At 68.5% G+C, this 15,176-nt stretch carries 10 protein-coding genes; 4 read left to right on the top strand and 6 right to left on the bottom strand.

What is annotated here, in order from left to right; translation table 11 throughout:
* Positions 1-10: 10 nt before the first annotated feature.
* From WS91_RS16975 to WS91_RS16950, 6 genes are all read right to left on the bottom strand, one after another.
* Positions 11-1,039: a transglutaminase family protein gene (locus WS91_RS16975; protein WP_059579644.1), complete on the bottom strand. Its 1,029-nt coding sequence runs from the start codon at positions 1,037-1,039 to the stop codon at positions 11-13.
* Positions 1,030-3,636, bottom strand: coding sequence for a circularly permuted type 2 ATP-grasp protein (locus WS91_RS16970; RefSeq protein ID WP_226377324.1), 2,607 nt, complete (start codon positions 3,634-3,636; stop codon positions 1,030-1,032). The genes WS91_RS16975 and WS91_RS16970 overlap by 10 nt, the downstream gene beginning before the upstream one ends.
* A gap of 240 nt (positions 3,637-3,876) precedes the next feature.
* Complete coding sequence (locus WS91_RS16965) at positions 3,877-7,158, bottom strand: transglutaminase family protein (protein ID WP_059670658.1); 3,282 nt, start codon at positions 7,156-7,158, stop codon at positions 3,877-3,879.
* Positions 7,159-7,270: 112 nt separating this feature from the next.
* On the bottom strand, positions 7,271-8,218 hold the full coding sequence (locus WS91_RS16960; protein ID WP_038751506.1) for a transglutaminase family protein: 948 nt from the start codon (positions 8,216-8,218) through the stop codon (positions 7,271-7,273).
* Between the two features lie 8 nt (positions 8,219-8,226).
* On the bottom strand, positions 8,227-9,168 hold the full coding sequence (locus WS91_RS16955; protein ID WP_038751509.1) for an alpha-E domain-containing protein: 942 nt from the start codon (positions 9,166-9,168) through the stop codon (positions 8,227-8,229).
* Between the two features lie 83 nt (positions 9,169-9,251).
* Positions 9,252-10,667 carry a circularly permuted type 2 ATP-grasp protein gene (locus tag WS91_RS16950; protein WP_038751525.1) on the bottom strand — a complete coding sequence of 472 codons (1,416 nt, stop codon included), beginning with the start codon at positions 10,665-10,667 and terminating at the stop codon, positions 9,252-9,254.
* Between the two features lie 732 nt (positions 10,668-11,399).
* On the opposite strand from WS91_RS16950, the gene WS91_RS16945 reads away from it, so the two are divergent.
* The 4 genes from WS91_RS16945 (at position 11,400) to ahpC (ending at position 15,085) form a co-directional block, all read left to right on the top strand.
* Positions 11,400-12,041, top strand: a complete 642-nt coding sequence (locus tag WS91_RS16945) for a nitroreductase family protein (RefSeq protein ID WP_059670657.1) — start codon at positions 11,400-11,402, stop codon at positions 12,039-12,041.
* 69 nt (positions 12,042-12,110) lie between these two features.
* On the top strand, positions 12,111-12,602 hold the full coding sequence (locus tag WS91_RS16940) for a hypothetical protein (RefSeq protein WP_059670656.1): 492 nt from the start codon (positions 12,111-12,113) through the stop codon (positions 12,600-12,602).
* 542 nt (positions 12,603-13,144) lie between these two features.
* Entirely contained in the window at positions 13,145-14,245 is a 1,101-nt protein-coding gene (locus WS91_RS16935; RefSeq protein ID WP_059670664.1) for a lytic polysaccharide monooxygenase, read from the top strand.
* 276 nt (positions 14,246-14,521) lie between these two features.
* The gene (gene ahpC / locus WS91_RS16930; RefSeq protein ID WP_038752835.1) at positions 14,522-15,085 is read left to right on the top strand and encodes an alkyl hydroperoxide reductase subunit C; all 564 of its coding nucleotides are present in this window, start codon (positions 14,522-14,524) and stop codon (positions 15,083-15,085) included.
* Positions 15,086-15,176 lie beyond the last annotated feature (91 nt).

Below are 15,176 nucleotides of genomic sequence, written 5' to 3'. Positions count from 1 at the left end.
GCATCGAGATTCAAGACGCCGAATCGAGCGGCTCCACCGTCACGCCGACCGTCAGCACCTGATCCGCGCCGCCGCCGCGGATGACGCCGCGCAGCGGCGTCACGTCCGCGTAGTCGCGGCCGATCGACAGCATCACGTAATCGTCGCCGGGCGCGCGATCGTTGGTCGGATCGAGCTGCAGCCAGCCGCCATCCTCGGGCCACGCCGGATCGTAGACCTCGACCCACGCGTGCGACGCATCCGCGCCGATCAGCCGCGGCTGTCCCGGCGGCGGCTGCGTCAGCAGATAGCCGCTCACGTAGCGTGCGGCGAGCCCGAGCGAGCGCAGCGCACCGATCATCACGTGCGCGAAGTCCTGGCACACGCCCTTGCGCAGCGCGAGCGCATCGAGCGCGGTCGTGCCGACGTCGGTGCTGCTCGGCGTGTACGCGAAATCGGCGTGGATGCGGCGCATCAGCTCCCACGCGGCCTGCACGAGCGGCCGGCCCGGCGAGAAGCTCGACGCCGCGTACGCGACGAGATCCGGATGGCATTCGACGTGCGGCGAAGCGAACACGAATTCGCTCGCCGGATCGAACGGCCGCCCCGCGCGAAACGTCAGGCGCTCGCGCACCGCTTCCCACGCGCTCGCGCATCCGGCGCGCGGCGCGGCGATCGCGGGCGGCGGCTCGCCGCGCTTGCCCGCCGACAGCGCGGGCGGCGCGACCCGCACGACGCTGCGGCTGCGCACGAACAATTCCTCGTGCGGCTGGTTGATCGCAAACGACGTGCGCTCGTTGCCGAACGAATCGGTGTCGACGACGAGCCCTTCGGCGCGCGGCTCGATCTCGAGCGAGAACTCGAGCACGCGCTGGCGCGGCGTCTCGAGCGGGCGCAAGCGCGCCTGATGCTGCGCGGACTCCACGCGCGCCGCGTAGCGATAGCGTGTATCGTGCGTGACGCGCAAGAGCGCGCTGCCTGCCGGCTGCGCGCGCGCAGCCGTCTTGCGCGTGCGTGCGCCCTTCTTCGCGTTCGCCGGCGAATGCGTCGTCATCCCCATAGCGACCTGCCCGCCTCGCGCACATGGCTGAAGTAGCGCTCGCCGATCCGGTTCGACAAGTCCCACACCGCCTTGCTGCATGCGTGCAGGCGCGCGAGCAGCGCCGCGTGGCGGCCGTCGCCGTCCGTCTCGCACAACACGTGCAGCGGCCAGCCGGCGATGTCCGGAATGCCGTCGGCGAGCTCCGACAGCGCATAGCCTTCGCTGCGCTCGACCTTCGACAGCCGGCCGCGCAGCGCCTGCGCGACCCACGCGAGCGAACGCGGATTGTCGGTGTCGAGCACGACGAGCGACAGCAGCGGCGCCACGTCGAAGCAGCGCTGGAACCGCGAGCGAAACGTGATGCCGCTGTCGAACAGCTCGAGCACGAGCTCGAAGCCCTCCTGCTTGTGAATCGCGTCGTCGTCGAACGCGTGGCCTAGCACGCCGCCCAGGAATTCGAGGCGATCGATCTGGCGGCCGATCGACAGCAGGCGCCAGCCGTCGTCGCGCGTCATGTTGTCGGTCTGCGCGCCCGTGATCGCCGACAGCAGCAGATTCAGCCGCTCGAGACGCTGCAGCGCGTCGTTGCCGAGCTGCTCCTCGGGTTCCGTGTCGTCGCCGCCTTCGTCGAACAATTGCGTCGCGTCGTCGATCAGGCGCCATTGCTCGCGCGAGAGCCGCTCCCGAATCGCCGCCGCCGCGCCGCGCATGCCGAACAGGCACGACGCGATCCCCGTCGAGCGGTCCGCTCGATGCGTGAGCGCGAGCGTCAGCGCCTGCTGGAACCCGCGCGGCGCTTCGACGGCCGATGGGGCGTCGGCGGGCAGCAGCCCGTTGTCGCGACACAATGCGTCGAGCAAATGAAGATGCACGGGCGTCTCGACGTCATCCTCGCCGCGCAGCCGCTCGAGCGCCGCGCGCGCGAGCCGCGTGAGGTTCGTCGCGCGCTCGGTGTAGCGGCCGAGCCAGAACAGGTTCTCCGCCGCGCGGCTCGCGATCGCGCGCGAACGCTCCTGCAAGTCGTCGGGGCCGAGATGCGTCTGCAGCAGCGTGGTCGGATCGACCGCGCCTTCGGTCATCACCCATGTGTCGACGCTGCTGCCGCCGCGCGGCATCGGCGCGTTGAACAGCTCGTCGCGCGTGCCGACGCGCGCGAGGCCGCCCGGCAGCACACGCCACGAGCCCGCGCCGTCCGCGAGCGCGAACACGCGCAGCAGCAGCGGCCGCGGCACGATCCGCGCGCCGCCGTCTCCGGCGCCCGCGCCGCCCGCCCAGGTCGGCGCCTGCGACAGCGGCAAGTCCGCCTGAATCGTGTAGTGCGCGGGCCGCGCGGCGATCCGCGCGCGCCATTCGGCGAGTTGCGGCGGCGCGAGCCGCGCGCCGATCACCGGCTCGAACGCGCCGCCCGCCTGCACGCTCGCGGGAAACGTCGGCCTCACGATGCTACGCGCGAGGAGCGGCAGCGCTTCGTCGCACGCGGCTTGCTCGCCGCACCACCACGACGGCACCGCGGGCAGCGACAGCGTTTCGCCGAGCAGGCTCTGCGCGAGGCGCGGCAGGAAGCCGAGGATGCCGGGCGATTCGAGAAAGCCCGAGCCCGGCAGGTTCGCGAGCAGCACGTTGCCCGCGCGCACCGCCTGCATCAGCCCCGGCACGCCGAGCAGCGAATCGGGGCGCAGTTCGAGCGGATCGAGCCATTCGTCGTCGACGCGCCGCAGGATGCCGTGCACGGGCTCGAGCCCGCGCAGCGTCTTCAGGTAGACGCGCTGGTCGCGCGCCGTCAGGTCGCCGCCTTCGACGAGCGTGAGGCCCAGATAGCGCGCGAGATACGCATGCTCGAAATAGGTCGCCGCATGCGGGCCCGGCGTGAGCAGCACGATGCGCGAATTCTTCCGCGCGGGGCTCAGCGCCTGCATGCTCTGCAACAGCGCGCGATAGCTCGCGGCGAGCCGCTGCACATGCAGGCCGCGGAACGCGCGCGGGAAGAGCCGCGACACGATCAGCCGATTCTCCAGAAGATAGCCGAGCCCCGACGGCCCCTGCGTGTGCTGCGCCATCATCCGCCACGCGCCGTCCGGCCCGCGCGCGAGATCGAACGCGACGACGTGCAGCCACGTGCCGCCCGGCGCGCGCGCGCCGCACATCGGCCGCAGGTAGCCGGGATGTCCGGTGACGAGCGCGGGCGGCAGGAGCCCGCGGTGCAGGATCGTCTGCTCTCCGTAGAGATCGGCGAGGATTGCGTTGAGCAGGCGCACGCGCTGGAGCACGCCGCGCTCGATCGTCGCCCAGTCGTCGGGCGCGACAATCAGCGGCAGCAGGTCGAGCGACCACGGCCGCACCGCGCCGCCGCCCGCCGCCCGCTCGTGCGGGTGGTAGGCGAGCCCGTTCTCGCGCATCCGGCGCTGCAGCGCGTCGGCGCGGCGGTCGAGATCGGCGAAGCCGACGCTGCCGAGTTGCATGAAGAATGCGCGCCACGCGGGCGCGAGCGATGCGCTCGACAGCGCGGCCGCACCGCCGCGCAGCTCGTCGTAGCGGCCCGTGACCGCGGGCGCGGCGAGCGCCGCGCCGAGCTCGGCCGCGTCCTGCTGCGAACCCGTGTCGAATAGCGTCTGCATCGCGTCGGCGGCGAGATCGTCGTCGGAGGAAAGTGAAAGCACGATTCGATTCTTCAAAGGCGGGCGGCCCGCGCCGCCGCGAGGCGAACGCCGCCCGCGCGCGGCGCGCGCCGCTCATCGATGTCGAATCCTAACATTCTTGCCCGGCGCGGCACGCCCGCTGCGCCGCGCACGCCCGCCGCGCGCGGCGTTGCCGACACCCTCGCCGCATCGCGCAACCGCTGCGCCGCCCGAATCCGTTCAGCCACGCCGCAAATCCAGCGTGAACGGAAACTCGCGGCTCGGCGCGGCGGGCTCGGCCGTCATCGCGCCCGGCGTGTGCCCCATCGACACGAAGCGCGCGAGCCGCCTGCTTTCTGCTTCGTAAGCGTTCACGGGGAACGTGTCGTAGTTGCGGCCGCCGGGGTGCGCGACGTGATATCGGCAGCCGCCGAGCGAGCGCCGCATCCACGTGTCGACGATGTCGAACGTGAGCGGCGCGTGCACGCCGATCGTCGGATGCAGCGCCGAAGGCGGCGCCCACGCCTTGTAGCGCACGCCGGCGACGTATTCGCCGGCGGTGCCGGTCGGCTGCAGCGGCAGCGCGCGGCCGTTGACGGTCACGACGTAGCGGCTGTCGTTCAGCCCGCTCACGTGGACCTCGAGCCGCTCGAGCGACGAATCGACGTAGCGCACGGTGCCGCCGATCGCCCCTTCCTCGCCCATCACGTGCCACGGCTCGAGCGCGCCGCGCAGCGCGAGCGCGACGCCGCGCACCGCGATCTGCCCGAACAGCGGAAAACGGAATTCGAAGTGCGGCGCGAACCATGCCGGATCGAACGCGAAGCCCGCTTCGCGCATTTCGGTCAGCACGTCGTCGAAATCCATCCTGACGAACGTCGGCAGCAGGAAGCGATCGTGCAGCGCGGTGCCCCAGCGCGCGAGCGGAGTCTCATACGGCGCGCGCCAGAAGCGCGCGATCAGCGCGCGCAGCAGCAGTTGCTGGACGACGCTCATCCGCGCGTGCGGCGGCATCTCGAACGCGCGCAGCTCGAGCAGGCCGAGGCGCCCCGTCGCCGAATCCGGCGAATAAAGCTTGTCGATGCAGAATTCGCTGCGGTGCGTGTTGCCCGTCACGTCGATCAGCAGATTGCGCAGCACGCGGTCGACGAGCCACGGCGGCATGTCGTCGCCGTAGCGCAGCTTGTTGCGGCGGATCTCGGCGAACGCGATGTCCAGCTCGTAGACCTGATCGTCGCGCGCCTCATCGACGCGCGGCGCCTGGCTCGTCGGGCCGATGAAGAGCCCCGAGAACAGATAGGACAGCGACGGATGATTGTGCCAATACGCGATCAGGCTCGCGAGCAGGTCGGGACGGCGCAGGAACGGGCTGTCCGCGGGCGTCGCGCCGCCGAGCACGAAGTGATTGCCGCCGCCCGTGCCGACATGCCGGCCGTCGACCATGAACTTCTCGCTCGACAGCCTGGATCGATACGCGGCGTCGTACAGGAATTCGGTGTGCTGAACGAGCTCGTCGAAGTCGTGCGCCGGATGGATGTTCACTTCGATCACGCCGGGATCGGGCGTCACCTGGAGCATCTTCAGGCGCGCGTCGCGCGGCGGCGGATAGCCTTCGAGCACGAGCTTCACGTCGAGCGACTCAGCCGTCAGCTCGACCGTCGTCAGCAGATCGAGATAGTCCTCGAGCGCCGCGACCGGCGGCATGAACACGTAGAGCACGCCATTGCGCACCTCGACGCACAGCGCCGTGCGCGTGATCCATGCGGCGGACTCGAAGCGCTGCGGATAGCGCGCGCGCAGCGCGTTCGCGTCCGGCAGCGCGCCCTGCGGCGCGAACGGATCGCGCTCGACGAGATACGGATAATCGCCGCGGCTCACCCACGGCAGCGAATCGAGCGGCAGACGGTAGCCCATCGGAGAATCGCCCGGCACGAGATACATCCGCTCGTCGCGGAAGAACCACGGGCCCGTCTCCCAGCGCGGCCCCGCGAGCGCCGGATTCGGCGCGAGCGGCTTGAGCGGCAGCACGTAGCCGATCACGCTGTCGAGCTGCTGCGAGAACACCTTGCGCAGCCGCGCGCGCTCGAGCTCGTCGTCGAGCCGCGCATCGAACGGATCGACGTTCACCGGCAGTTGCCGCTCGCGCCACAGGTAATACCAGACGTCCTCGTAGCCGGGCGTCACGTAATCGCTCGTGATACCGAGGCGCGCCGCGAGCGCGCGGACGAAGCGCTCGGCGTCCGCGGTCGTATGGGCCGACGGCTCGCGCTCGTCGGCGAAGCGCGCCGGATCGCGCCAGACGGGCTCGCCGTCCGCGCGCCAAAACACGGACAGCGCCCAGCGCGGCAACTGCTCGCCCGGATACCACTTGCCCTGGCCGAAGTGCAGGAAGCCGCCCGCGCCGTACTCGGCGCGCAGCTTCTGCACGAGCGACGTCGCATGGCCGCGCTTCGTCGGCCCGAGCGCGTCGGTGTTCCATTCGGCGCCGTCGCGGTCGTCGATCGACACGAACGTCGGCTCGCCGCCCTGCGTGAGGCGCACGTCGCCCGCCTCGAGCTCGGCGTCGACCTGCGCGCCGAGCCGCAACACGTGCCGCCACGCTTCGTCGGTGTACGGCTTCGTCACGCGCGGCGATTCGTAGATGCGCGTGACGCGCATCTCGTGCTCGAACTCGACCTCGCATTCGTCGACGAGCCCCTCGACGGGCGCGGCGCTCGTCGGCTGCGGCGTCGCGGCGAGCGGAATATGGCCCTCGCCCGCGAGCAGTCCGGACGTCGGATCGAAGCCGATCCAGCCCGCGCCCGGCAGGTACACCTCGCACCACGCGTGCAGATCGGTGAAGTCGACCTCGGCGCCGCTCGGGCCGTCGAGCGACTTCACGTCGGGCGTCAGCTGGATCAGATAGCCGGACACGAAGCGCGCGGCGAGACCGAGATGACGACACAACTGCACGAGCAGCCAGCCGCTGTCGCGACACGAGCCCGATGCGAGCGTGAGCGTCTCCTCGGGCGTCTGCACGCCCGGCTCGAGCCGCACGACATAGCGGATGTCACGCTGTAACTGTTGGTTCAGCGCGACGAGGAAGTTCACGGTGCCCGGCGGCGTGCGGTCGATCGATTCGAGATACGAACGAAATGCGTCGGACGCGCTCGTATCGGGATCGCACGCGAGATACGGCGCAAGCTCGCGGCGCAGCGCATCGTCGTAATCGAACGGAAAGGTTTCCGCGCGCTCCTCGAGGAAGAAGTCGAACGGGTTGTAGACCGACATCTCGGCGACGAGATCGATCGCGATCTCGAACGTGCGCGTCTGCTCGGGAAACACGAGCCGCGCCATGTAGTTCGCGAACGGGTCCTGCTGCCAGTTGACGAAGTGCTGCGCGGGCTCGATCTTCATCGAATACGACAGGATCGGCGTGCGGCAATGCGGCGCGGGCCGCAGGCGCACGACTTGCGGCCCGAGGTGGACGAGCCGGTCGTAGCGGTAGCGGGTGACGTGGTGAAGCGCGACGTGAATGGACATGGCGTGGGCCGTTCGTTGCGGTTGCAGGGGCGTCGGGATGAGACGGCGTGGCGGCGCGGGGCGGCGCGAACGCGCCGCCGTCCGTTGCGCCGCGTGGCGGCTCGCGGGCGCGTCAGACGAGTTCCGGGGATTGGATCACGCTGATCTCGACGCCGACCGGCTTCGCGCCGGGACCGTAGACCGGCATCGTGTCGCGATAATCGAGGCCCGCCGCGATCCGCACGTAACGCTCGTCCGGGCAACGGTTCATGAACGGATCGAAGCCGACCCAGCCGAGCCCTTCGATGTACGCCTCGGCCCACGCGTGGCCCGATTGCGGCTGCATCGCGACCGCCGCTTCCTGTATCGCGACGCTCGTCTGGCGCACCGCGTCGCCCGGCGCTTCGTGCGCGCCGTCCGCGTCATGCCGCATCTGCATCGCCTGCTGCGCGACGCCGCTCGCCTGATGCAGCGCTTCGGCGATCCGCTGCATCGAGCCGTCCGTCAGCAAATAGCCCGACACGTAACGCGCCGGAATCTTCAGCGCGCGCGCCGTCGCGACGAACACGTGCGCGTGGTCGCGGCTCGTGCCGACGCCGCTTTGCAGCGCGGTCTCCGCGTCGCGCGGCGCCGCCTGCGCGTTCGGCTCGTAGGCGATCCGGCTGTGCACCTCGGTCATCAGCCAATGCAGCGCATCGAGGCTCTTGTGCTCGATCGGCAGCGCGTCGGCGAGCGCGCGAATCGCGTCGCCCGCGCGCGTGAGGTCGGTCGCGCGCTCGAACACCCACGGCGGCGCATACGAATCGGCGTTGCCGAGGATGCCGGCGCGATCCTGCGTCTCGACGACGCCCGCCGCGATGATCGCGATCTCCGGCTTGTCGCGATCGTGCCGCACGAGGTCGACGCGATTGCCGAGTCCATCCGCGTACGTGAGCGTCGGCTCGACGCCGTCGATCGTCACCTGCCAGGCCCTCACGGTCTGGCTCGGGCCGCTTTGCGGGCGCAGCCGCAGGCGCTGCAGCACGTACGCAGCGTGTTCGTCGAATTGGAAGCGCGAGATGTGGCGGATGGCGAGGCGCATGGCTGATCTCAATCGAAGTTGTAGGCTTGGGCGATTTCGATGCCGAGACTGTTGTTCTTGGCGATGAAATCCGTCAGAAACTCGTGCAGCCCGCTCTTGAAGATGCGTTCGACCGTGTTGTCTTCGAGCGACTGCTTGATTTTGGCGGCCGTTTCGTGACAACCGTGCGTGACGCCGTAATCTTTCGCGAGATGCTCGAGGCTCGACACGACGCGTCCGTAGCAATAGCGCAGCGAACGCGGCATCCGTCCGTTCAGGATCAGGTAGTCGGCGATGTTCGTCGGCTTGTATTGCACGTCGTAGACCCAGCGATACGACCGGTGCGCGGCGACGCAGCGCAGGATCGATTCCCACTGATAGTTGTCGAGGATCGTGCCGACGTGCGACACCGACGGCAGCAGCAGGTGATACTTGACGTCGAGAATCCGCGCGGTGTTGTCCGCGCGCTCGATGAACGCGCCGATCTGCGCGAAATCGAAGATCTCGTTGCGCAGCATCGTGCTGTAGAAGCTGCCGAGGATCAGCGCGGTCTCGCGCTTGATCTCGTCGAGGATCGCGGGCAGCGCGCTCGCGCGGATCGGCTGCGCGAGCGCGCGCTTGATCGCGAGCCACGCGCCGTTCACGCTCTCCCACGCCTCGCGCGTGAGCGCCGTGCGCACCATCCGCGCGTTCGAGCGTGCGCATTCGATGCACGACAGCACGCTCGACGAATTGTCGCGATCGCGCAGCAGATAGTCGGCGACCGTGTCGGCCGCATAAGTTTCGTACTTCTGACGATAGCCGTCGTCCGCGCCGGAGCTGACGAGCACCGACGACCACTCCGCCGGCGCGTCCGACGTGCGGGTGAGCGCCATCCGCAATCCCGCGTCGACGATCCGCGCGGTGTTCTCCGCTCGCTCGATATAGCGATACATCCAGTAAAGACCGCTTGCTGTGCGTCCGAGAAGCATGTTTGCCGTCCACTCCGATCGTTGTTCGGTGCGGCGCGCCCCTACGCGCGCGCCGCGCGCGCATGCGCCGCCTCGCGCGTGCGTCAGTCGGCGAGCACCCAGGTATCCTTGGTGCCGCCGCCCTGGCTAGAGTTGACGACGAGCGAACCCTCCTTCAACGCGACCCGCGTCAAGCCGCCCGGCGTGATGCGAATCCGGTCGGACACGAGCACGAATGGCCGCAGATCGACGTGGCGCGGCGCGAGGCCCTTCTCCGTCAGGATCGGCGTCGTCGACAGCGCGAGCGTCGGCTGCGCGATGTAGTTCGACGGTTTCGCGCGCAGCTTCGCCGCGAACGCTTCGCGCTCGGCCTTCGACGCGGCCGGGCCGACCAGCATCCCGTAGCCGCCCGAGCCGTGCACCTCCTTCACGACGAGTTCCTCCAGATGCTCGAGCACGTACTTGAGGCTGTCCGCTTCCGCGCAGCGCCAGGTCGGCACGTTCTCGAGCATCGCCCGGCGGCCGGTGTAGAACTCGACGATCTCCGGCATGTACGAGTAGATCGCCTTGTCGTCGGCGATGCCCGTGCCGGGCGCGTTCGCGATCGTCACGTTGCCCGCGCGATAGACGTCCATGATCCCCGCGACGCCCAGCACCGAATCCGGTCGGAAGGTGAGCGGATCGAGGAACGCGTCGTCGAGGCGGCGATACAGCACGTCGATCGGCTTGAAACCTTCGGTCGTGCGCATCGCTACGCGATCGCCTATCACCTGCAGATCGCTTCCTTCGACGAGATGCACGCCCATCTGGTCGGCGAGGAACGCGTGCTCGTAGTACGCGGAGTTGTGAATGCCGGGCGTGAGCACCGCGACGGTGGGGTTGTCCGCGTTGCCGCCGGGCGGGCAGACGGCCGCGAGCGACTGACGCAGCAGTTGCGGATAGGTTTCGACGGGCCGCACCTTCACCTGCTGGAACAGCTCGGGGAAGAGCTGCATCATCGTTTCGCGGTTCTCGAGCATGTACGACACGCCGGACGGCGTGCGCGCATTGTCTTCGAGTACGTAGAACTGATTTTCCGCAGTCCGGACGATGTCGACGCCGATGATGTGCGTGTAAACGTTTCCGGGCGGCCTGAAATCGATCATCTCGGGCAGGAACGCATCGTTGTGCGCGATCAGGTGCTTCGGCACGATCCCCGCGCGGACGATCTCCTGACGGTGATAGATGTCGTCGAGGAACGCATTGAGCGCCATCACGCGCTGCTCGATCCCCTGCGACAGCCGATTCCATTCGTGTCCGGAAATGATCCGGGGCACGATGTCGAAAGGAATCAGCCGCTCGGCGGCCTCGGCGTCGCCATAAACGGCGAACGTGATGCCGGTCTTGCGGAACACGCCCTCGGCGTCATGCGCCTTCTGGGCCAGGCTCGCGGGGTCCTGCGTGTCGAGCCATTGCTTCAAGCGCTCATACGGCGCGCGTACGGTATCGCCGGGTTGCAGCATTTCGTCGAACGGCTTCATCGAAAAGTTCTCCATCCATCATTCACTCGGCATCTCTCCATGCCGAACCGGCGCAATGCGTAGCGAGCAAAGAGCGTGCCTTGTTGGAATCCGTTTCGCGGTTTGATTTGGCACTTTTACGCGGCACGCCGCACCACGAAGGTGCGGCCGCCAGTTGGCGGCATGCGCCGACTCGGCGCAGCCGGCGTCGCCCGCGTGGCTAGCGTGGCAGATTTCCGGCGTGTCTGTCTATGCGGGCGATCACCCCGGGGGACGGATCGAACCGCCCTCCGGATTTTATGGATTAACCAGATAGTTAATATCCGGAGACGCGACCCGCACGGAGACGACTGCGATTCACGTAATGGACCGGAACGTGAGGCTGAATTGGCGACGCGAATTGGCGACGCCGCCCCCGGCGCCCAAGAAGCGCTCGAGCATTTTGATCATGCACCAACAGAAATCGAATGGACTACGAATAGCCCGGAAGCTTCCTGATTTGCACGAATAGCGAGCGGACGCAGCCGTCGCCTCCGTATCTATCGCGTAAGACAGCAAGTGTGCCTCGGCCCCCCCGGCCTGGAATCCATTCGGCTTCCCGACGGCCGGCAAGACGAGGCGAGACGTCTCACCGCTCCAAATCGCCGCGCCGGCCGTCGAATTAACCCTACTCGCAAATGAGAATCGTTTGCATTTAAGGCAAAACTATCCGATGATGTGCTCCGTTCATCGACCGATACCGAAGCCTCGACCATGGATGCCATCGCCGCTGCGGCGCCCGCGCGCGCCGCCGTCGCCGCCGTCGCCGCCGCCGCCGACAACCCGCACGGCCTGCTGCGGGGACTGCTTTCGCGCCGTTCCCGCTGGCCGCTGACCGAGCCCGCGCCCGGCCCGCGCGAGCTCGACGCGATCTTCGACGCCGCTCTTTGCGCCCCCGACCACGGCAATCTGCGCCCGTGGCGCTTCGTCGTCATCCGGGGCGCGGCGCGCCACGCGTTCGGCGACCTGCTCGTCGAACTCGCCGATGCGAGAGCGCCCGACGATCCGCCCGGTTCGCACGAGCATCGTCGCGGCAAGGCGCTGGCCGCGCCCCTCATCGTCGCGCTCGGCACCGCGCTGAACCGCACGTCGAAGGTGCCGGAGATCGAGCAGTTGCTCGCCGTCGGCGCGGCCGCGATGAACATGCTCAATGCGATCCATCAGCTTGGCTACGGCGGATTCTGGGCAACGGGCGTCGACTCGTACGAGCCGGCGCTGCGCGACGCGCTCGGCTTCGGCCCGAACGAAAGTCTCGTCGGGTTCCTGTTCGTCGGCACGCCGGCAGAGCCCGCGAGCGGCGCACGGCGCCCGGATCGCAGCGCGCACGTGCGCGAATGGCTCGGCCCCGCACGCTGACCGCCGCGCCGATCGACATCGATGCGCGGCCCGCCGATCGCGGGCCGCTCTGAACCCGGAGGTTCCGCCATGCATTTCCCTCATGCCGACACGAGCGGCGCACCACTCGCCGACGCCGACGCCGCATCGCGCGACACCGACGCCGAGCGGGTCGTGCTGACCGCGGTGCGCACCTGGCTGCATCCGTGCGCCGCCGCCGGCGAAGACGCGCGTCGCGGCCGGCGGTCGTGGCGCGACGTACTGGCCGCCGCCGGCCTGCGCGCCGACGGCCTCGTGCACTTCGACATGCTGATGCGCTTCCTGACGTGCGACGCGTGTCATCCGCTCGACACGCACTGCCGCTGCACGAGCGGGCTCGCCAGCGACGAGGCTCGGCTCTTGCAGGCGCTCGCCCATCTGCAATCGACGCGCAGCGAAGCGGCGCTGCGCGCGCTCGCCGACTGGCTGCCGCGCTGCGCGGACAGCGGCGTGCTGAAGATCGCCCGCTGGTTCTCCATCGCACTGCTCGACGCGGGGCTCGCGATCCGCGTTCCCGCGCAGCCCGCCGCCTACGTGCACTGACGAGATCAGTCACGCGCGCGCGGCGAACATGTCGCCGCACAAACGCCCGGTGGCGGCTCGCGCGAATCAAGCACGGCTTCGTCGGGCGCGCGGCGGGCACACGGGTTGCGACGCCCGATGCTCAGCCCGTCACCTGCAACACGAGCCGCGTTTTTCTACGCCCGGCGACGAGCCGCCAAATCGCCGTTCGCAACACGGGCACGGCACGATTCCACCCGGTCAACCTCCTAAGTTTCGCGGTAACGCTCGCTGCCGGGCACACGATAGGCTGCGGTCTCTTTGCTTGCGGCTTTCTTCCCGGAGCGACTCGAACGGCCGGGGCGGCGGCGCACGTCTCGCGCGCCGGACTCGCACGGATTTCGCCGCGCCTGCCATTTCTGGTAGGCCTGCGAACGCGCGGCGTCATCTACCATCCTGACGGAATCCTCAGAAGAAAGCGCAAGCCTCATATTTCGATATCCAAAACAATCGACGCATCTTTACCACACTGCGGACCGCGAGCTGTGTCATTTCTCACCTGGACTCACTTGGAGGAACGCTACATGAAGTCGCACTTCGATGCGCCGTCATCTCGCCGGCGGGCGCGCGGCGCCGTCACGCTCGGTGCCACCGCCACGCTTGCCGCTTCGCTTGCCGCATTGCTCGCGCCCATCGACGATGCAGCCGCGCACGGCGCGGTCGGCTTCCCGATCGCGCGTCAATACCAATGCCGCCTCGAGGGCGGCTATTGGGACCCGCCCAACGGCTCGGGAATCCCGAACAACGATTGCCGCGCCGCCTATCGCGCAGGCAGCAATTCGGCTTACCCTTTCACGCAATGGAACGAGGTGTCCGCGAACCCGGTCGGCCAGGGCAACGATCTCGCGCAACTGAAGGCCGCGGTGCCTGACGGCCTGCTGTGCGCGGGCGGCGACACGTCGAAGGCCGGTCTCGACAAGGCGCCGACTGCACTCTGGCGCAAGACGCAACTGACACCACGCAACGGCCACATTGAACTCCTCTGGGAGAACACGACCTCGCACAATCCGGCGCGCATGCGCGTGTTCATCTCGAAGCCGTCGTACGATCCGTCGCGACCGCTGCGCTGGGACGACCTGCAGCAGATCTACGAAGCGCCGGCTCCCGCGCCCGTCCCCGCGAACGGCGCGGGCCATCTGCCCGGCTCGATCCAGTCGTTCTACAAGCTCGACGTGACGCTGCCACCGGGCCGCAGCGGCGACGCCGTGCTGTACAGCTACTGGCAGCGCATCGACGCGGGCAACGAAGGCTTCTTCAACTGCAGCGACGTGACGATCGCCGCGGACGAGAGCGCATCGGGCTTCCCGTGGGTCGCGACGCATGCGTTCGTCGAGCCGGGCGTCGTGCCGCAAGCCGGCCAACAGGTTCGCTTCCGCGTGATGGGCACCGACGCGCGCGGCGCGGAAGTCGTTGACGTGCGGCAGCCGATCACGCCGTACAACACCAATCGCAGCGTGTGGGCGAAGCAGATCGCCGATCAGGTCAACGGCCGCTACGGCAACATCGCGCGAATCGGCGTGCGCTCGGGCAACACGATCTACTTCGACACGACGAACCTGAACGCGAACAAGGTCTGGCTGCAGCCGAACTACAGCAGCGCGCTCGGCGTCGTCGGCGCGAAATAGCGGGCCGCCGTCCGTTCCGGACGGGCGGCCGCGCATCGCCGCAAGCCGGCGCCGCGCAGCCGCCTTACATAGCGTGCTTGCGGATATTCCCTCGATATCCGCATTGGGCGACGCATCTCGATCCTCGATGCGCCGCCTTTTTTTTGCCCTCTCGCGTCCGGGCCGGCCGGATAGGAAATACCGATTCCGATCATTGAAACAAGCAATTTCACAGAATCGCACCCCATCGCCATACTGGCGCTTCCTGATCACACACCGATTCAAGAGGAAGCGCAAATGCCGATCATCAACAGCCAGATCAAACCGTTCAAGGCCACCGCGTATCACAACGGCGACTTCGTGCAAGTCAGCGACGAGACCCTGAAGGGCAAATGGTCCGTCGTCGTGTTCTATCCGGCCGACTTCACGTTCGTGTGCCCGACGGAGCTGGGCGATCTGGCAGACCGCTACGCCGAATTCCAGAAGCTCGGCGTTGAAATCTACGCGGTGTCGACCGATACGCACTTCACGCACAAGGCATGGCACGACACGTCGGACACGATCTCGAAGATCAAGTATCCGATGATCGGCGATCCGACGCTCGCGATCTCGCGCAACTTCGACGTGCTGATCGAGGAAGAAGGCCTCGCGCTGCGCGGCACGTTCGTGATCAACCCGGAAGGCGAGATCAAGCTGTGCGAGATCCACGACAACGGCATTGGCCGCGACGCGGGCGAGCTGCTGCGCAAGGTCCAGGCCGCGCAGTACGTCGCCGCGCACCCGGGCGAGGTCTGCCCCGCCAAATGGACGCCGGGCGCCGACACGCTCACGCCGTCGCTCGACCTGATCGGCAAGATCTGAAGCCGCGCGGCGGCAGTGCCCGCCGTGCGCGTCAAGCAGGCCGCGTCTCGCAGCGGCCCGCGCCCCGCACCGCTGCGTCCGTCGCCGTATC

This window comes from Burkholderia sp. MSMB1498 (assembly GCF_001526245.1).
In the GTDB taxonomy this organism is placed as follows: domain Bacteria; phylum Pseudomonadota; class Gammaproteobacteria; order Burkholderiales; family Burkholderiaceae; genus Burkholderia; species Burkholderia savannae.
Note: the sequence above shows the minus strand (reverse complement) of the source record. Positions and strands in the feature narration are given on the sequence as shown.